Origin of the sequence: Streptomyces minutiscleroticus (assembly GCF_014650875.1) — a bacterium.
Classification (GTDB): domain Bacteria; phylum Actinomycetota; class Actinomycetes; order Streptomycetales; family Streptomycetaceae; genus Streptomyces; species Streptomyces minutiscleroticus.
The window spans coordinates 1-18,079 of sequence record NZ_BMVU01000094.1; the positions used below are offsets into that span (position 1 = coordinate 1).

General features: G+C 69.8%; 14 protein-coding genes and 6 pseudogenes. 10 read left to right on the forward strand and 10 right to left on the reverse strand.

The window, feature by feature from the left end:
• The 4 genes and pseudogenes from IE271_RS37855 to IE271_RS37870 form a co-directional block, all read left to right on the forward strand.
• Positions 1-235 (forward strand): annotated as a pseudogene (locus tag IE271_RS37855) (hypothetical protein); the annotation flags it as partial.
• Positions 236-274: 39 nt separating this feature from the next.
• Entirely contained in the window at positions 275-1,087 is an 813-nt protein-coding gene (locus IE271_RS37860; protein ID WP_268256274.1) for an IS3 family transposase, read from the forward strand.
• Positions 1,088-1,114: 27 nt separating this feature from the next.
• Positions 1,115-1,723, forward strand: a pseudogene (locus IE271_RS42880) (IS701 family transposase); the annotation flags it as partial.
• A gap of 441 nt (positions 1,724-2,164) precedes the next feature.
• The gene (locus IE271_RS37870) at positions 2,165-3,271 is read left to right on the forward strand and encodes an NAD(P)/FAD-dependent oxidoreductase (RefSeq protein WP_190195005.1); all 1,107 of its coding nucleotides are present in this window, start codon (positions 2,165-2,167) and stop codon (positions 3,269-3,271) included.
• 25 nt (positions 3,272-3,296) lie between these two features.
• On the opposite strand, the pseudogene IE271_RS44185 reads toward IE271_RS37870, so the two are convergent.
• Positions 3,297-3,437, reverse strand: a pseudogene (locus IE271_RS44185) (XRE family transcriptional regulator); the annotation flags it as partial.
• Between the two features lie 68 nt (positions 3,438-3,505).
• Here IE271_RS44185 and IE271_RS37875 point away from each other — a divergent pair.
• The 4 genes and pseudogenes from IE271_RS37875 (at position 3,506) to IE271_RS37885 (ending at position 7,132) form a co-directional block, all read left to right on the forward strand.
• Positions 3,506-4,579 carry an alkene reductase gene (locus IE271_RS37875; RefSeq protein WP_190195006.1) on the forward strand — a complete coding sequence of 358 codons (1,074 nt, stop codon included), beginning with the start codon at positions 3,506-3,508 and terminating at the stop codon, positions 4,577-4,579.
• A gap of 91 nt (positions 4,580-4,670) precedes the next feature.
• Positions 4,671-4,781 (forward strand): annotated as a pseudogene (locus tag IE271_RS44190) (IS30 family transposase); the annotation flags it as partial.
• Between the two features lie 272 nt (positions 4,782-5,053).
• Positions 5,054-6,571 (forward strand): MFS transporter, encoded by a 1,518-nt coding sequence (locus tag IE271_RS37880; protein WP_190195007.1) that lies wholly within the window; start codon positions 5,054-5,056, stop codon positions 6,569-6,571.
• A 15-nt stretch (positions 6,572-6,586) separates the two neighbouring features.
• Positions 6,587-7,132 carry a TetR/AcrR family transcriptional regulator gene (locus tag IE271_RS37885; RefSeq protein WP_190195008.1) on the forward strand — a complete coding sequence of 182 codons (546 nt, stop codon included), beginning with the start codon at positions 6,587-6,589 and terminating at the stop codon, positions 7,130-7,132.
• 159 nt (positions 7,133-7,291) lie between these two features.
• Here the strand turns inward: IE271_RS37885 and IE271_RS37890 are convergent.
• Positions 7,292-7,555, reverse strand: a pseudogene (locus IE271_RS37890) (Tn3 family transposase); the annotation flags it as partial.
• Positions 7,556-8,295: 740 nt separating this feature from the next.
• A complete protein-coding gene (locus IE271_RS37895) occupies positions 8,296-8,742 on the reverse strand; it encodes a MarR family winged helix-turn-helix transcriptional regulator (protein WP_190195010.1) in 447 nt (148 codons plus the stop codon).
• 134 nt (positions 8,743-8,876) lie between these two features.
• On the opposite strand from IE271_RS37895, the gene IE271_RS37900 reads away from it, so the two are divergent.
• Entirely contained in the window at positions 8,877-10,133 is a 1,257-nt protein-coding gene (locus tag IE271_RS37900) for an alpha/beta hydrolase (protein WP_190195011.1), read from the forward strand.
• Between the two features lie 139 nt (positions 10,134-10,272).
• A pseudogene (locus IE271_RS44195) lies at positions 10,273-10,449 on the forward strand (IS5/IS1182 family transposase); the annotation flags it as partial.
• A gap of 85 nt (positions 10,450-10,534) precedes the next feature.
• Here the strand turns inward: IE271_RS44195 and IE271_RS37910 are convergent.
• From IE271_RS37910 to IE271_RS37940, 7 genes are all read right to left on the reverse strand, one after another.
• The gene (locus tag IE271_RS37910) at positions 10,535-10,921 is read right to left on the reverse strand and encodes a PIN domain-containing protein (protein WP_190195012.1); all 387 of its coding nucleotides are present in this window, start codon (positions 10,919-10,921) and stop codon (positions 10,535-10,537) included.
• The gene (locus IE271_RS37915; protein ID WP_190195013.1) at positions 10,918-11,067 is read right to left on the reverse strand and encodes a hypothetical protein; all 150 of its coding nucleotides are present in this window, start codon (positions 11,065-11,067) and stop codon (positions 10,918-10,920) included. The genes IE271_RS37910 and IE271_RS37915 overlap by 4 nt, the downstream gene beginning before the upstream one ends.
• Positions 11,068-11,439: 372 nt before the next feature.
• On the reverse strand, positions 11,440-13,701 hold the full coding sequence (locus IE271_RS37920) for a xanthine dehydrogenase family protein molybdopterin-binding subunit (RefSeq protein WP_190195014.1): 2,262 nt from the start codon (positions 13,699-13,701) through the stop codon (positions 11,440-11,442).
• 10 nt (positions 13,702-13,711) lie between these two features.
• Positions 13,712-14,857, reverse strand: coding sequence for an XdhC family protein (locus IE271_RS37925; protein ID WP_190195015.1), 1,146 nt, complete (start codon positions 14,855-14,857; stop codon positions 13,712-13,714).
• A 69-nt stretch (positions 14,858-14,926) separates the two neighbouring features.
• Entirely contained in the window at positions 14,927-15,904 is a 978-nt protein-coding gene (locus IE271_RS37930; RefSeq protein WP_190195016.1) for an FAD binding domain-containing protein, read from the reverse strand.
• Positions 15,904-16,527, reverse strand: a complete 624-nt coding sequence (locus tag IE271_RS37935; protein ID WP_190195017.1) for a (2Fe-2S)-binding protein — start codon at positions 16,525-16,527, stop codon at positions 15,904-15,906. The genes IE271_RS37930 and IE271_RS37935 overlap by 1 nt, the downstream gene beginning before the upstream one ends.
• A gap of 513 nt (positions 16,528-17,040) precedes the next feature.
• Positions 17,041-17,880, reverse strand: coding sequence for a helix-turn-helix transcriptional regulator (locus IE271_RS37940; RefSeq protein WP_190195018.1), 840 nt, complete (start codon positions 17,878-17,880; stop codon positions 17,041-17,043).
• Positions 17,881-18,079 lie beyond the last annotated feature (199 nt).

Below are 18,079 nucleotides of genomic sequence, written 5' to 3' on the forward strand. Positions count from 1 at the left end.
GGGGACGCGTCCGGGGACGACGACGGAGGAATCCGCCCAGCTCAAGGCGTTGAAGAAGGAAAACGCCGAGCTGAAACGGGCCAACGAAATCCTCAAGACCGCGGCGAGTTTCTTCGCGTCAATGCCACAATGGGTACAGCCCGGTGGGGTTCGCTCATTTTTTCGCTGCTCCGGCTTGCAGCCGGTGGCTTTTCTGGCGATGTGCGGCTCCGCCGGGTTCCTGGCCGGTCGGTGACGTGGCCTGATAGGAGCCTGCCTCGCGCCCGATTGACGCCTGCCCGCACCGTCCGCCCGTACCGTGCGGGACATGGAACTCAAGGAGCTGATCCGGCAGGTTCACGCCGACAACTACCGCGTCCACGGGGCCCGGAAGATCTGGCGGGAGCTGAACCGGCAAGGTCACACGGTGGCCCGCTGCACCGTCGAACGACTGATGCGCGAACTGGGCATCGCCGGCGCCGTCCGCGGCAAGAAGATCATCACCACGATCCCGGACCAGCAGGCCGAGCGGGCACCGGACCGGCTGGACCGCGACTTCGTCGCCACCGCACCGAACCGCTGCTGGGTCGCGGACTTCACCCACGTGGCCACCTGGGCCTCAGTGGTCTACGTCGCCTTCGTCGTGGACACCTTCTCCCGCCGCATCGTCGGCTGGTCCGCCTCGACATCGAAGAAGACCCAGCTCGTCCTGGACGCTGTGGAGATGGCGCTGTGGCAGCGCGACCGCGATGAACACCCCCATGTTCGGGGCGAGTTGATACACCACAGTGATGCGGGCAGCCAGTACACCAGTTTCAAGCTGGCCGAACACCTGGACACGGCCGGCATCGCGGCCTCGATCGGCTCTGTCGGCGATGCATACGACAACGCCCTGATGGAGAGCACGATCGGTCTGTTCAAGACCGAGTTGATCAAGCCGCAGCGGCCCTGGAAGACCCTCTCCCAGGTTGAGCCGGCCACCGCCGAATGGATCGACTGGTACTGCCACCGACGACTCCACGGTGAGACAGGCCACGTCCCACCCGTCGAGTACGAGACCAACTACTACACAGAACTCACAAAACCCCAGGTCACAACCACAACCTGAGGTCTCTACCGAACCCGGGGCGATTTAACCCGCACCTGGTGGGCCGCCGAAGCGCGACTTGGCTGGTGGGGACCGGACGGCAATGTCCGCCTGGTCGTGGCCACCGCCGACCCGGCCGCACTGCCGGAGAAGGCGACCTGGTACCTGGCCACCGACCTGCCCCGCCCCCACTCACCACGCGCCGCCACCTCACCCCATCCACCCGCCGACCTGGCCGAGGTGGTGCGCATCTACGGGCTGCGGCACTGGATCGAGCAGAGCTACCAGCAGGTCAAGGACGAACTGGGCCGGGCCGACTTCCACGTGCGCTCCGACACCGCCATCCGCCGCCACCAGACCCTCGTGAACTGCGCCTTCAGCTTCTGCTGGGACTCCTGGTTCGCCTCACCCCTACCGGCCGCCGATCCCTCACCCGAAACCGGAGCGTCGTCGGCACAGGAAGAGAGGGGGAACCTGCGAACCGCAGCAGCCCCAGGAGTCGCAGCCAGTCAGTTGACCCCGCGCGATCCGGGCCGTTCGTGGCTGGCTGACGCCCTGGGCCATGCTGCAACGCTACTGGCGAGCCTGGACGAGGAGGCCCCCGCCCACCGAACTCCAGGACCTCATCGACGCCGTCACCACCGGCAGACCTCTTGACCTCTACTGCCCGGATTAACAAACCACCGGTAGAACTGCTGATCCTGTTCGGCACCCAGGGAGAGCGGGCCCACCTCAAGGCCCGCACCACCTGAATCACGCCCATGGCGAAGACGCCAGCACCGCTCAGCGACCGTCCACGAGACCCTCCAGGCCATGCACGCGCGGGCTCAGCACCCGCCACGACACCTCGGCCTCCGAGCGCCGACCCGGCCCTCGACCACACTCGCGCCCAGAGCAGACAGCTGTTCCCGCTGCTCCCGGGCCAGCCCCGCGGCCTCGTGCAGGAACAGGGTGACTTTCTGCCATCCACCAGGCAACTCCTCTGCTGCACCTGGTGATCGACGGCCTGCGCTGCTGCCCGGGCCGGAAGCGATCCGGAATCTTGCCGAAACAGCATGGTTTCTGGGCACCGGACAGGTGCCGGGTGAGGCTGTTGGTATGACTGAGATTGCGAACAGCCCAGGTGGTGTCGATACCGAGGTCGTCGGCGACGCCGATGTCGATGTCGTGGTGGTGGGCGGTGGAGTCGCCGGTCTGTCGGGCGCGGTGACGCTCGCCCGGTCCCGGCGTTCGGTGGTGGTGATCGACGCCGGTGAACCCCGCAACGCCCCGGCGTCCGGTGTGCACGGCCTGCTGTCGAGGGACGGCATCAACCCGAGCGAACTGCTGCGCGTGGGGCGGGAGGAGGTCATCTCGTACGGCGGCCGGATGATCTCCGACCGGGTGGTCACGGCAGGCCGGGACCGCGACGGCTTCGTGGTGGACACGGCTGGCGGACACCGGTTCCGGGCACGGCGGCTGCTGATGTGCACCGGGCTCGTCGACCGGCTGCCCGACATCGCCGGGCTGCGCGAGCGGTGGGGGCGGGACGTGCTGCACTGCCCGTACTGCCACGGCTGGGAGGTACGGGATCAGCCGGTCGGGGTGCTCGCCACCGGCCCGGCGGCCGTCCATCAGGCGCTGCTGTTCCGCCAACTGTCCGACCAAGTCACCCTGTTCCGGCACAGCATCGGTGAATTCGGCGTCGAGGACGGGGAGAGGCTGGCGGCCCGAGGGGTCGCGGTGGTGGAGGGGGACGTCACGGACCTGGAAATCGAGGACGACCGCCTGACCGGTGTCCGACTGGCATCGGGAGATCGGGTTCCGCTCACCGCGCTGGTCGTGGCTCCCCGGTTCGAGGCCCGGGACGACGTCCTCGCCGAGCTCGGTCTGACGGCCGTGGAGCATCCGTGGGCCATCGGCGATCAGGTGGGCGCGGACGGTACCGGACTGACTGCGGCCGGCGGAGTGTGGGTCGCGGGGAACGTGGCCGACGTCCTGGACGGAGTCCCGGCCGCGGCCGCCGCCGGCGTACGAGCAGCCGCGGCCATCAACGCCGACCTGGTGGCCGCCGACACCGACGCCGCACTCGCCCGCCGCCGGACCCGTGACGTCGCGGGCGTCTTCACACCCGAGGCGGAGGCGGCCCTGTGCGAGCAGGTCATGGGCGAACGCCGCCACGGCCTGGACGGCCTGTTGCCTCTCGGGCCGTCGCAGCAGGGCTGACGCACCCATGCCCGCCCACCGGCCGTCAGGTGGCTCGGGCCCGCAGATGGGCGCGCTCGCCCTGTCTGCCGAACAGCACCAACAATTCGACCGGCCGGACATCGGCCGGCCCCGCCGGACAGACCACCACCGTCACGACCCGGGCATCGCCATCCGCCGTCTCGCCACGTGACCCCCCGACCCGACCGACCAGCCACCGCCGACAGACACAGCCACCCCAAGGAGAAACCCCAAATGCCCGACCTGTTCAGCCCCGTAACCGTCGGCAAGTGGACATTGCCCAACCGGATCGCCATGGCCCCCATGACCCGCAGCCGCGCCGACGCCTCCGGCGTGCCCGGCGAGGCCACCGCCACCTACTACCGGCAGCGGGCCACTGCCGGCCTGATCATCACCGAAGGCGTCCAGCCCAGCGCAACCGGACAGGGCTACTCCAACACCCCTGGCCTCCACACACGCCGTCAGATCCGCGGATGGCGCGCCGTCGCCGACAGCGTGCACGAGGAAGGCGGCCACATCGTCGCCCAGATCATGCACGCGGGACGGATCGCGCACCCGGACAACAAGAACGGCCACGAAACCGTAGCCCCCAGCGCCCTCGCCGCGCCCGGCGAGATTTTCACCCCGAGTGGGCCCAGGCCACACCCGGTACCGCGGGCCCTGACCACGGCGGAGATCCCCTCCGTCATCGAGGAGTACGTGGACAGCGCACGCGCCGCCGTCGAAGCCGGCCTCGACGGCATCGAACTGCACGGTGCCAACGGCTACCTGATCCATCAGTTCCTCGCACCGTCCACCAACCACCGCACCGACACCTACGGCGGATCCACCACAGGCCGGGCACGCTTCGCGATCGACCTGGCGACGGCCGTGGCCGAGGCGGTCGGCAGCGAACGCGTGGGCCTGCGCATCTCGCCGGGCATCAACCTGCATGGAGCGATCGAGGACGACCCGGCCGAAACCGCCGCGACCTACCGCACTCTCATCGACGCGATCACCCCGCTGGGGCTCGCCTACCTGCACACCATCGGTGCCCCCGCCACACCCCTGCTCACCGACCTCCGGACCCGCTTCGACGGCACGCTCATCGTCAACGACGGTTGGTACCCGATGACCGACGCCACCGCCGCCCGCCGGCACATCGACAGCGGCCGGGCAGACCTCGTCTCCGTCGGCAGGGCCTTCATCGCCAACCCTGACCTCGTCCGGCGCTGGCAGAACAACGCCCCCGTCACCGAACCCGATCCCACCACGTTCTACGGCGGCGACACCCGCGGCTACACCGACTACACCACGCTCGCCGACTGACAGCGATACCGCGCAAGCAGAAGATGGCCCACGCGACACCTCGGCCACGCTGAAGCCGCACCAGGACCCGGGCAGGGGCGAGGGCCCCTCGACCGCCATCGCCCACGAACTCAACCACCGTCCACGCAAGACCCACGGCTACCGCACGCCTGCGGAGGTCTACGCTGGCCTCCTGAACAGCGGTGATGCGCTGACCGCTTGAGTTCGCCAACGTTTGATGACAGATGATCGACCCCCTCCGTGGCGGATCAACGCCAATCCCGGCTGGGCGATCAGAGGTGAGTCTCCTGCGGGAAACCACTCCAGCGCGGCCGTTCGGCGTCGCGTCCGGCGGTGCCCCCGGGCGCCGCCACAGGCGTTCGCATCGAAAAGTCCAGGTGAGTGGCGAGTCGCGGCCGATCATGACCTCATAACTGTACCTTCCGTAAGGTACAGTTATGAGGTGGTGCTGGTCTGCCGGAGAGGCGTGCGGAGATGGTTTTGAGTACGAAGCGGCGCTGGTTGCTGCTCACGGTGGTGAGTGCGGGGCTGCTGTTGATCACGCTGGACAATTCCATCCTGTACGCCGCGTTGCCGACGCTGGTGGAGGACCTCGGCGCGAGCAGTTCCGAGAGCTTGTGGATCATCAACGCCTATCCGGTGGTGATGGCCGGGCTGCTGCTGGGCAGCGGAACGCTGGGCGACCGGGTGGGGCACCGGCGGATGTTCCTGATCGGTCTGGCGGTCTTCGGGACCGCCTCGCTGGCCGCCGCGTTCTCGTCGAATCCGGAAGCGCTGATCGCGGCACGGGCGTTCCTGGCGGTGGGGGCGGCGACGATGATGCCCGCGACCCTGGCCCTGATCCGTGTCACGTTCGACGACGAACGTGAGCGCAACATCGCCATCGCCGTCTGGGGAAGCCTGGCGCTCGTGGGCAGCGGGCTGGGCCCGATCGTCAGCGGCATCCTGCTCAGCCACTTCTGGTGGGGGTCGGTCTTCCTCATCAACGTCCCGGTCGTCATCGCGGCGATCATCGCCACGCTGGTCCTCGCGCCCGCCAACGACGCCGATCCCTCCAAGCACTGGGATCTGAACTCCTCGCTGCTCGCGCTCGTCGCCCTGGTCGGCCTGGTGATCGCGGTCAAGGAGACCGCGAAGACCAGCCCCGCCCCCCTCGTCATGGCCGCCGCCGTCCTCGCGGCCGCGGTGGGCGGGTGGGCGTTCGCCAGGCGGCAGCGCCGCATGCCCTACCCGCTGCTGGACTTCGCGATCTTCCGCAACCCGGCGTTCCTCGCCGGCGTTCTGGCCGCCGGGCTGTCCATGTTCGCCATCGCCGGCATCCAGCTGGTCACCACCCAGCGCTTCCAGCTCGTGGAAGGCTTCACCCCGCTGCGCGCAGGGCTGCTGGTCGCCGCCGTCGCCCTGGGGGCGCTGCCGACGGCCATGATCGGCGGTGGCATCCTGCACAAGGTCGGTCTGCTGCCCATCGTGGCGGGCGGCCTCGTCCTCGCCGCGGCCGGCGCCGCGGCGGTTCTGGCCAGCTTCGACACGAGCATGGGACTGCTGGTGACCGGGCTGCTGCTCACCGGAGCCGGGCTCGGGGCGGCGATGTCCGTCGCTTCCAGCGCGATCATAGGCAACGTCCCGGCCCGCCGGGCCGGCATGGCGTCCTCCGTGGAGGAGCTCTCCTATGAGTTCGGCAGCCTCATCGCGGTCGCCTTCCTCGGCAGCCTCCTGACCGCCGTCTACAGTGCGACCATCGACCTGCCCGCCGGGGTGCCGGACCGGGCGCGCGACAGTCTCGACGCCGCGCTTGCCCTGGGCAGGGACAATCCCTCGCTGATCACCGCCGCCTCCGACGCGTTCGACAACGCGTACTTCGTCGTGATGGTCGTGGTCACCGCCGTGATGGCCGTCGGCGCGCTCGCCACGGGTCTGCTCCTGCGCCGTCACGGGCCCGGATCAGCCCTGACCACCGCCGCGCACGCCGCCGACGCCCCAGCACACCACTGACCGACCGGAGCACCCATGCGGACCAGCAAGCGAACCCAGATCCTTGAAGCGGCCGCCCGCGTCGTGGAGCGCGAGGGCGTCAAGAGTGTCACCTTCGACTCCGTCGCCGCCGAGGCCGGCCTGACCAAGGGCGGCCTGCTCTACCACTTCGCCTCCCGCGACGACCTCGTGCTGGCCATCCACCAGCATCTCGCCGATCAGTGGGAAGCGAGCCTGGCCGCAGCGGCGGGCAAGCCCGCAACCGAAGCCACTGCCGCCGAACGGCTCACCGCCTACACCCGCGTCTCCACCCAGAGCGCCACCCGGGCCGAGCTGCTGTTCATGCTGGAAGGATCAACGACCGACGAACACGCCGCCGCCTGGAACGCGGTGATCGAACGCTGGGCACCGCCCCCCGCCGCCGCCACCGACGACCCCGCCACGCTCGACCGGTTCATCGCCCGCCTGGCCGCCGACGGACTGTGGCTGTACGAATCCCTCACGGCCGAACGCCTCGACCCCGACCTCCGGCAAGCCATCGCCGAACGCCTTGCCGCCACCCTCCACCGCGACGGCGACTGACCGCACCCTGTACGGCCCGGCCCGTGTCTCGCTCGCACCGCGGAGCCCTGCCGGGATCTTTTGTCAGACGGGCCTTGCTACCGCGTGCGCACACGGTCGGTGTACTCCGGAGGGTCCAACGTCGAAGAGAGGCCGGCGGTGCCCCGGGGCGCCGTACGGTCACGCGGCCGGGACCTGGTCGTCGTCCAGCACGCTGAAGTCGACATCCAGGCGGGTGTCGTAGTCCTGCGGGGTGATGCCTATCTCGTGGGTCGAGTAGACGCCGAACCGGTTGCCGTGCTCCGCCAGGTACGGCGAGATCTGGGCCAGGTCCAGCGGGTCGACCACCTCGCCCTCGGCCTGCAACTGCCGCACCACGTCCGCGATGTCCAGGGTGTTGTGGAAGATCAGCAGGTTGGCGAGCAGAGAGGTGAACCTCACGTCCTTCTCCGACTTCCCGCAATTCCGCGGCGTTGTTCCGCCAGCCGCCGGTCACCACCAGGTACCGCCAGCCAGCCGCAGCCGCCACGCGGGCGGTCGCGGCAAACACCTCGGTGTCCGTCTCCCGCACCAGGTAGGCCGGGCGAACGTCGATCAGTAGCGTCGAATCCTTCGTGGACACCAGGAAGTCAGGTACGTGTTCGCGGCGCCGTCCGGCGAAGAACCGCAGGCTGAACGGCTGCGAGAGCACATCCCGCACCTGACCGCAGAAATCCAGGACGGTCAGCGCGCGCCGCTCGGCCAGACTCTCAAACCCATGCCCGCTTCCCGTCGCCTCCAGGTACGCCAGCCCGGGCCGGTACCGCAGACATCGTCGAACGCCGCCGCCAACTCCAACACCTCGGTCGGCGTTTCGGACTTCCTCCAGACCGACCGGGCGCGGGCGGTACGCGGCGGTGACGCGCTCGGCGACGATGCCCTCGACGCCCTGCTCGGACAGCCACTTCGATCCACACGCGCGCGACCTCGACGTCATCGGTCGCGGGCACGGGGCTGCAAGGGCGGACCGAGCGGCTGGAGGACGTCCAGGAGCACTGCGCACCGCTCCAGGTACGAGCAGCCCCGAAGGTCCCGGCCCGCGACGGCCGGATTGTCGAACGCGGCATACGCGGCAGGGTAGCGGCCGAACCGGTAGAGCCCGGGTCGGTCCGTCCGGTCCTCGATCACACACCATGGAGACTTGCTCAGAGCTGGTCGTAGATGGCGGCGAGCTGCCGTAGGACGTCGGTCGCGGTGTTCAGGGCAGTGGTGTCGTGGTGTGCGAGTGCGGCGTCGAGTGCCCGGGTCAGGGCGGCCTGGCGTTCGCGGTGGCGGCTTCGGCCTGCGTCCGTGAGAGTGACCAGCACCGATCTCTTGTCGCCGGCGGGGCGTTCGCGGGTGACGTAACCGGCGGCGGCGAGGCCGTTGACCAGTTGGGTGGTGGCGGCGCCGGTGGTTTCGGTGGCGGCGGCGAGCCGGCCGATCGGCAGCGGCCCCGCCTCGGCCAGCACGCGCAAGGCTCGGGCATGGGTGAGGGAGAGCGCGCCGGGGGTGCGGGTGGCGCGTCCGCGCAGGCGGGAGTCGGCGGCGCTGAGGCTGTAGGCGGCGCGGGCGAGTTGGTCGAGGGCCGCATCGCGGCCGGCGTCGGACACCAGTGCATCTCCGTGTCGCTGGTCGGGGGCGGGTTGACATCACCCTACCCTAAGTACTTAATAGATAAGTACTTAGGCGTCGCCGGATGGGACGTCTCCTGCCCCCTTCACCCGAAGACACGAGGACACCTGTCATGACTGTTCGTTCGACCGGCCAGAGCTGGGCTCTGGACATCGCCCTCGCCCAAGGCGGCTTCGACGCCCTGCACCCGCAGGCCAAGGGCACCCTGGAGCAACTGGGCCACGACCACACCGACTTCGACAAGGTCTTCGACCTGGTCCGGAGCGGCGTGATGCTGCCGAAGGCCTGGGCCACCATCGCCGGGCAGGCCGAGGAGCGCGCCGGCCACCACGAGCGCGGCGGCTTCGTCCAGACCGCCGCCGACCTCTACGTGCGCGCCTCGGTGATGTGGGGCCGCGCGCAGTACTCGATCTTCGACGCCACCGACCCGCGCAAGCTCGCCTTCCGCGAGCGCGCCAACCACTGCGTCGAGCGTCTGGGCGCACTGCGCGACAACCGGGTGCGCCGCGTCGTCCTCGACTTCGAGGGCAGGCAGATCTTCGCCCTCCTTCACCTGCCCGCCGGTGAGGTCCGCAACGCCCCCGCGGTGATCCTCGGCCCCGGGATGGACATGATCAAGGAGGACTACATCTACGCGGCCGAGCGGTACTACACCTCGCGCGGCATCGTGGCTCTGTCCATCGAAGGTCCGGGCCAGGGCGAGAGCCGGGCCAACGGGCTGACCGTCGACCTCACCAACTACGAGCGCGCCATCAGCCGCTACATCGACCACCTGGCCTCGCTCCCGGAGGTCGACGCGGCCCGGATCGGCATGTTCGGCATCTCCATGAGCGGCTACTGGGGCTCGCGTGCCGCCGCCACCGACCCGCGCCTGGCCGCGCTGGCCGCCTTCGAGGCCGTCACCGGCGACTTCACCACCATCTTCGAGCGCGCCCAGCCCACCTTCAAGGCCAACTACATGTTCATGGCCGGCTATACCGATGAGGAGGCCTTCGACACCGAGTTGGTCGCCCGCATGCCGCTGGGCGACCTGGTCCAGGACATCACCTGCCCGGTCCTGTACGGCATCGGCGAGTTCGACGAACTCACCGTGCTGGAGCAGGCGCTGGCCAGCTACGAGCGCGTGCGCGCACCCAAGGAGATACGTGTCTACGAGAACGAGTTCCATCCGCTGGGCGGCACCGCCGCCGAGGTCTTCCGCTTCGGCGCCGAGTGGACCGAACGCGCCCTGAACGGCGAGTTCGCCGAGCCCGGCCGCGACGTGCGCCACTACGTCCACAGCGACGGCCGCACCACCGACGGCACCGCGAACCCCACCTGGTGGCTCGGCACCACCCCCAGCCAGATCACCGCCGTCAGCCAGGCATAACGCCAGGGCATCGACAACACCCACCAACAGGAGAAGGTGTCCGCGTACAGCAGCCGCCCGCCCTCTCCGCGCTTGGGGCCTTAAGGAAGCCGGGCCCACGGGCCCCGGTCGCACCCACCGGCTTCCGCCTGGGCGCACCGGCGCTCGGCACAGTCGGGCCTTCACGGAGTCGGGTGTTGACATCGCCTGCCGAGGCGTTCCGGTGATCGCCGATGGCGGCTGCCAAGGTACCGGCCTGCTCATTCCTCACCGCCGTCGACGCGGGGTCACCCGAGTTCATCGCGCACGCGGGAGAGTTGTGCAAGGACTGTTCAGATAGCTGATGGTGCCAGCTTCCACGGCTGCACGGCTTGCCGCTCGGCGCCCGTGTTGCCACAACCTCGAGCCAGCCAGACGGACTGCTACTGGTTGAGATCCATCACTGGCACGTTGAGTCCCTCGTAGGCATGCGGGTCGGTGGTGGTGATGAGGGCGCCGTCGGGGCGCTGCAGGGTGGGGCGGGTGACGTGGACGGCGGCTCCCACGCCGAACGGCACCCCACGGCAGTGCAGGCCGGCGACGGCGTGGACGGTGGCGTAATCGGCGTCCAGGGTGTGCAGGACGTCGAGGATGCCGAGGTAGTCCACGATCCCGGCCCGATCGCGTTCGGCCTCCAGCGCGCACACGATCGGCACCCACAGCCGCACGGTCGGATCGCGGCCCGCGACGTGGATGAGGCCGGAGACCTGCTTGTGGCCGCCGAGCGCCAGCAGGGTCGCGGTGTCCAGGACGTAGTGCTCGAGGATCACGCTGCCGCGCCCGGGGCGGGGCGCCGGCGGGCGGTCTGGGCCTGGCGCATCCGCTCCCGCAGCGCACCGGCCTCGTCGGCGTCGACGGTGTGGCCGAACTCGGCGGCCAGGAAGGCGTCCGTGCGCTTGACCCGATCCAGCTTCACCGAGGACGCCTCACAGCTCCGGACCGGCAACGCACCACGCGCGATGGCCACCTACCGCAACCTCGCCATCGGCGCCCTCCGGACGGCCGGAACGAAGAACATCGCAGCTGGCCTCCGCCGTAATGCCCGCGACCCCCGCCGTGCCCTCACCTGCCTCGGGCTCACATGATCACGAACTGGACATCACGCGACAACGCCGAAGCCTTGCCCCATAGCCGCGGAGGCACCGGCCACTGCGGGCCTCACGGCTACTGGTCGGGGCTGGGGTTCGGCCACACCGAGTCCGATCGGCCAGTTCGCCATGCGCAGCGTTCACAGGCTGGCCGTACCGATCCCGTGATCGGTCCGTTCAGGGCAGGCATGGTTCACCGATTACAGGTGCTCGATCAGCTTGTCGAGGGTGATGGGCACGTTGCGCACCCGGATCCCGGTGGCGTTGTGGACGGCATTCCCGATCGCGGCCGCCGAGCCCACCGTGCCGATCTCCCCGAGACCGCGGGCGCCGAGACTCCTGGTCCCGACATCCTCGCCGCCGTCGCCCAGCGGACCGGTGAGGACAGGGTCGGGCCGGCCGAGCAGGTGCACATCGATGTCGGGGACGTCGGCGTTCACGGGCACGAGATAGTCGGCGAGCGTGCTGGACGCCAGGCGCCCGGTGTCGAGCCCCAACGGGTTCTCCTCCAGCAGGGCGTGCCCAATGCCGAAGATGACGCCGCCGACGAGCTGGCTCCGGGCGGCCCGGGAGTTGATCACGCGGCCGACGTCCGCGACCGTGGTGAACCGGGTGACGCGGGTCTCGCCGGTGAACCGGTTGACCCGCACCTCGCAGAAGTGGGCGCCGAAGCTGTGGTGCACATACCCCGGGTCGACGTCGCCAGATGACTCGGCGAGGGCGGTGATGCCTGGTGAGCCGACGGTGGCCAGTAGGCGGCCGAAGGTCATCGACCGGCCCTGGCCGTGCAGGATGCCGCGCTCGTAGCGCAGGTCGTCGGCGCTCGCGCCGTGCCACGGCGACCTGTCGTCGGTGACGGCGAGCCGCTTGAGCTCGTTGATTGCGTCGCGAGCGGCGTTCACGATCAACGGCACGGTGGCGTGCGTGGCGCTGGACCCGGCGGCGGGCGCGCCCTGCGGCAGCAGGGTGTCGCCGATCTCAGGCGTCACTCGCGTCAACGGGATCCCCAGGGCATCGGCGCCAGAGATCCCCACCATGGTCGCCCCGCCGGTGCCGAAGTCCGAGATCCCGGTCGAGACCACGGCGGTGTCGTCGTCGAGCAACCGGACCCGCACGCTCGCGGCCCGGCGGTGCGCCGGATAGATGGCGGTGGCCATACCGGTGCCATACAGCCACTGCCCGTCGACGCGTGAGCGGGGCGTGGCGCTGCGGGCCGACCAGCCAAATCGCCGCGCGCCGACGCGGTAGCACTCCTCAAGGTGTTTGCTCGACCACGGCAGGCCCGTGGAAGGGCTGGTGGTGGCGTAGTTGCGCAGCCTCAGCTCCACTGGGTCCACGCCGGTGGCGACGGCCAGCTCGTCCATCGCCGTCTCCAGGGCGAAGGCCCCAGGTGCCTCGTTGGGGCCGCGCATCGCCCGGCTCCCGGGGATGTCGAGGGCGGCCAGTTGTGCATCGACATGCAGGTTCGGCGTGCGGTAGAGCGCGTCGGTGGTGGCGTGCGCCGGAGTCATGGGGAAGGTGACGGTGGTCGGGCGCTCGGAGACGCTCTGGTGGCTGACGGCGTTGAGGACGCCGTTGCGGGAGGCGCCCAGTCGGACGGTCTGCGTGAGCTGGGGCCGGTGGCCGGTGAGGGTGAACATCTGCTCGCGGGTGAGGACGAGCCGGACCGGGCGGCCGATCTCCCGGGCCGCGGCGGCGGCGAGCGGGGTGTCGCTCCACAGGATGACGCGGGCGCCGAAGCCGCCGCCCACGTACTTCGTGATCAGCCGGACGTTCTGGGGCAGGACGCCGAGACGCTGGGCCATCCCGAGTGCGTACGCCGAGGGGACTTGGGCACCGGCGTAGATGGTGACCTGGTCACCTTTCCACATGGCGAGGGTGGCGTGTGGCTCCATCGCCACGTGGTGTTGCATGTGCTGGTGGAACTCGGCCTCCACGACGACGTCGCTGGCGGCGAGCGCGGCGTCGATCGAGGCGACGCCGGGCGCCAGGATATTGAGGCTGCTCGGTGACCCGCTGATGGTGGGGCCGGCCGGGACGTGGGGCTCGTCCGCGATCGAGGTGCGCGGCGGCTGGGTGTCGTAGGTCGCGGTGACCCTCGCGGCGGCGTCGCGTGCCTGCTCGGGGGTCTCGGCGACGACCATCGCAATGGCCTGGCCGTGGAAGCGGACCTCCGCATCGTGCAGCGGGACGTAGTTCTCGACGAAGCCGGCGAGCGGGCCGGTGATGGGATACAGGCCCAAGCGGGGGTCCGGCGCAGCGTACACGCGCAGGACACCGGGTGAGGCCAGCGCGGCCGCCGTGTCGATCCCGGTGAGGGTGCCTCGCGCGATGGTGCTGGTGACGAGATGCGCGTGTGCGAGGTCTGCGGCGCGGTAGTCACCGGAGTACTCGGCCGCGCCGGTGGCTTTCAGCCTGCCGTCGACGCGCTCGGTCTCGCGTCCGACTGGGGAACGGGGCATCGTGAATCCTTCAGCTGCTGAATGCAGGTGCGCCGGTCGACGGGGCACTGCGGTGGATGGGGACCCCGGTGCTCAGGGGTGCACCCGAGCCACCGTGCCGGTGGGCGACGATCTCCGCCGCGATCGACAGCGCTGTCTCCTGTGGGGTACGTGCCCCGAGGTCGAGGCCGATGGGCGAGTGCAGGCGATCGAGCTCGCCGCTGGTGAGACCGGCGTGGCGGAGCCGGGACAGGCGTTCCTCGTGGGTGCGGCGGGACCCCATGGCTCCCACGTACGCAACCGGCATGCGCAGGGCGGCGGTCAGGAGCGGCAGGTCGAACTTGGGGTCGTGGGTGAGCACGCACACGACGGTGCGCTGGTCCAGCAGGCCGGCCTCGGCCTGGGACCGGAGATAGTGGTGCGGCCACTCGACGACGACCTCCGCGTCCGGGAATCGTTCCGGGGTGGCGAACGTGGCCCTGGCGTCGCAGACGGTCACCTGGTAGCCGAGAAAGGAGCCGAGCCGGGCCAGCGCGGCTGCGTGGTCGATGGCGCCGAAGACCAGCATCCGGGGCGGTGGGGAGCTGCTCTCCACTAGCAAGGTCATCGGCTCACGGCAGTAGCTGTCGGCCACCCCGAGCTCGAGCGTGCCGGTCCGCCCGGCGTGCAGGGCACCGGTGATCTGTGCCTCGGCGACCTGGTCGAGCGGTTCGTCCCCGAGCGTCCCCGCGACGGATCGCCCGGGCCGCACGACGATCGCACGACCGAGGTGGGTCTCCGGACCGCGCACGATCGTGGCCACGGCCACCGCCCGGCCGCCCGCGGCATCGGCCAGAGCCGATTCGAGCCATGGTTCGGTGGTCGGGTCGTGGTGGCGCAGGAAAAGCTCGATGGTGCCGCCGCAGGTCAGACCTACGTCGAACGCGTCGGCGTCGCTGTACCCGAACCGCAGGGCGCGGGCTCGGTGGTCCCCGGCCAGCATCTCCCGACACGCGTCGTGGACCGCGGCGTCGACGCACCCGCCCGACACGTTGCCCAGCACAGTGCCGTCCGCGTTCACGACCAGGGACGAGCCAGGCTGCCGCGGAGCGCTGCCGGCAACGCTCGTGACGGTGGCAGCCACGAACGGGACCCCGCGACGGACACGTTCGACCAGGTCAGCGGCGATCTCAAGCATGTGCGCCGCCAGATCCGGGGCCGCCTGCCTCGACGGAGTCAGGCCGGGCGGGGCCGCCGCGCCGGCCGCTCACCGGTTCTCCTGCAATTCGGTCAGCGCCCGTACCAGGGTGCGACGCAGCAGCACGGACTTGAACCGGTTGTGTTCCCGTGGTCGGGCGCCGTCCGCGGCACTGGCGACGGCCGCCTCGAACGTCGCGGAGGTGGCGGGCCGGCCCGTCAGGGCGCGTTCGACGGCCGTCAGCCTCCACGGCCTGGTCCCTACTCCGCCCGCGGCGATCCGGGCGTTCACGATGGTGCGCCCGCGCAGTTGGAGCGCGACGGCGGCCGAGGTGAGCGCGAACTCGTACGACTGCCGGTCGCGGATCTTCAGGTACAGCGAGTGCGCCGCCCAGGGCGAGCGCGGCACGGTGATTCCGGTGATGAGCTCGTTCGGCCGCAGCACGTTCTCGACATCGGGGGTGTCACCGGGCAGGGTGTAGAACGTCTCCAGAGGTACGGTGCGCGTGCCGCGTGCGGAGGCCAGGTGGACGGTCGTGCTCAACGCCACCAGCGGGACGGCGAGGTCGCTGGGATGGGTGGCGATGCACGCGTCGCTGGTGCCCAGCACGGCGTGACTGCGGTTGATCCCTTCCAGGGCTGAGCAGCCGCTGCCCGGCTCACGCTTGTTGCACGGGGTCGTGACGTCGCGGAAGTAGCTGCACCGCGTGCGCTGCAGCAGGTTGCCGCCGATGCTCGCCATGTTGCGCAGCTGGGCCGAGGCACTCAGCTCCAGCGCCTGCGCGACCATCGGGTAGCGCTGGCGCACGGCGGGCGCGGCGGCCACGTCGCTCATCCGTTCGAGCGCGCCGATGTGCAGACCCTCGTGGTCCAACGAGATGCCGTCCAGGGGCAGCCGGTTGATGTCCACGACACGGTCGGGGGACACCACCTCGAGCTTCATGAGGTCCACCAGGGTGGTGCCACCGGCCAGGAACGCGGTGCCGGGCTTGGCGTCCCGCACGGCCTCACGGACCGAGTGCGCCTGGGCGTAGGTGTAGGGCCGCATCAGCGCATCACCCGCTGCGCGTCCCGGATGGCGTCGACGATGCGGGGGTAGGCGCTGCACCGGCAGATGTTGCCCGACATGCGCTCACGTATCTCGTCGTCGGAGCGGGCGGGGCCTTCGTTTTCGACCATGGCGACCGCGGACATGATCTGCCCCGGGGTGCAGAAGCCGCACTGCAAACCGTCGTGGTCGACGAATGCCTGCTGCATGGGGTGCAGCCGGTCGCCGTCGGTCAGCCCCTCGATCGTGGTGACCTGGTGGCCGCTCGCCGTGGCGGCCAGCGTGAGGCACGACAGCACGCGCCGGCCGTCGATGTGCACGGTGCAGGCACCGCACTGTCCCCGGTCGCAGCCCTTCTTGGTGCCCTTGAGGTCGAGCCGTTCACGGAGTGTGTCCAGCAGCGTGGCCCGCGGGTCCACCCGCAGGGTGACCGGATCGCCGTTGACGGCGGTCCGTACCGTCACCAGCGTCACGCCGTCGACGGTGGCTGCCGGGGCGGCTTCTGCCGTCTCGGCCTGTCCGGTCAGCAGCGGCGCCACGGTGGCGGCGGCCAGGCTCCCCCCTACGAAGCTGCGCCGGGACACACCCGAACCGGCGCCTCCCACGTCGTTCTGTTCGTTCATCAATGCCTCCTGGCTGATGGCAAGTTCGGGCAGGGCAAGGCTGGCGCCGCGACCATCCGTGTGGTCTCCGGGTCGAGCGCTGCTCCAAGGCTGGCCACCGGGAGCAGGATCATCCAGGCTCTGCCGATCCCAGGCTGAGGTCGACCTAAAGGAGCCGGAGCGGGCAGCGATCCGGGCCCGCAGGATGATGCGGAATCGGATCGGCCGTATGTGACACATCACGCGCCGGAACGGTAGAAATGGTCCAGCCGGTCCAGTAACCACAGAGGACAGCGCATGACGACCGACCGGGCTGGGCCGGGCCGGGCTGGCCGGTTTCCTCCGACGGCGACAGGCGACACTACAGGCGGAGGACGTCGGACTCGTCCGTGGTGCGCGACGAGGACCGGCGAGCTGCGGGCGAGAGAAGGTGGCTCTGCTGTGCAGCATGTCGACCGACTACTACGAAAGTCGATGCCAACCTCGAGCGTCGTCAGGACGGCATCCGGCGGAGTCGGTCTTCGGTTCGCCGGTTCAGTGCAGCGTCTGTGTACCGATCACGGACAGGACCTGCAGCTTCTCGTAGCTCTCCGTGCCCGGGACGGCGGTGTAGACCATCAGGGAATGAGCCTGGTCCGGATCGATCAGGCGCTGGCAGTTCAGCTCCAGAGCACCGACCTCGGGGTGAACGAAGTGCTTGACCTCGCGCGGACGGATCCCGATCTCGTGGTCGTCCCACACCCGCCGGAACTCTTCGCTGGAGTCCAGGAGCAGGTCCGCCAGATATGCGGCTCGGGAGTCAGGACCCCGGAGGGTGACGATCGCGCGCAGGCCTGCGGCGTACATCCGGGTCATGAACGCGTGCTGCTCCGGAGCGTAAAAATCCCGGGCACTGGGGTCGGTGAACCACCGGTAGCCGCTGCTGCGAGCAGGACCCGTGTACTGCGTCGTATCGCCGGTAAGGGCGACACCCATCGGTGTCTGCCGCAAGGTCTCCCCGAGCTCGGTGACGATCTCCGCAGGCGTGTCCGGCAGCCGGTCCAGAATACGCAGCAACCCCGGGCTGATGTGCTCACTGGAGCTGTCACGCGGCGGCGGGTTGTGCCCGGCCAGCCGGAACAGATGGTCACGCTCGTCTATGGACAGGTGGAGTCCCTGGGCGATCGAGGCGAGCATCTGCGGTGACGGCTGCGGACCACGCTCGCGCTCCAGACGGGAGTAATAGTCGGCCGACATGTTGCACAGCGTCGCCACCTCCTCCCGCCGTAGCCCGCTGGTTCTGCGACGCCGTCCCCGAGGCATGCCGACGTCCTCCGGCTGCAGCGCCTCACGACGGTTACGAAGAAAGCCCGCCAGCCCTGCGCGATCGATCACGGCACTCCCCTTCTAAGAGTTCTGCCCTCGTTTCTTCGTGCTGTTTCACTTCTATCGCCCGCGCATTCGCGTATCCACGGCTTGTCGATCCCCCCTTAGGGCCAATGCCGTTGCTTTTACTTGCGGGCGTAGGCTGCTTGGTAGTGGTGGCCGCTGGGGGTGGTGCGGGTGTCCGCGGATGTGTCCGAGGTTTCGGGGC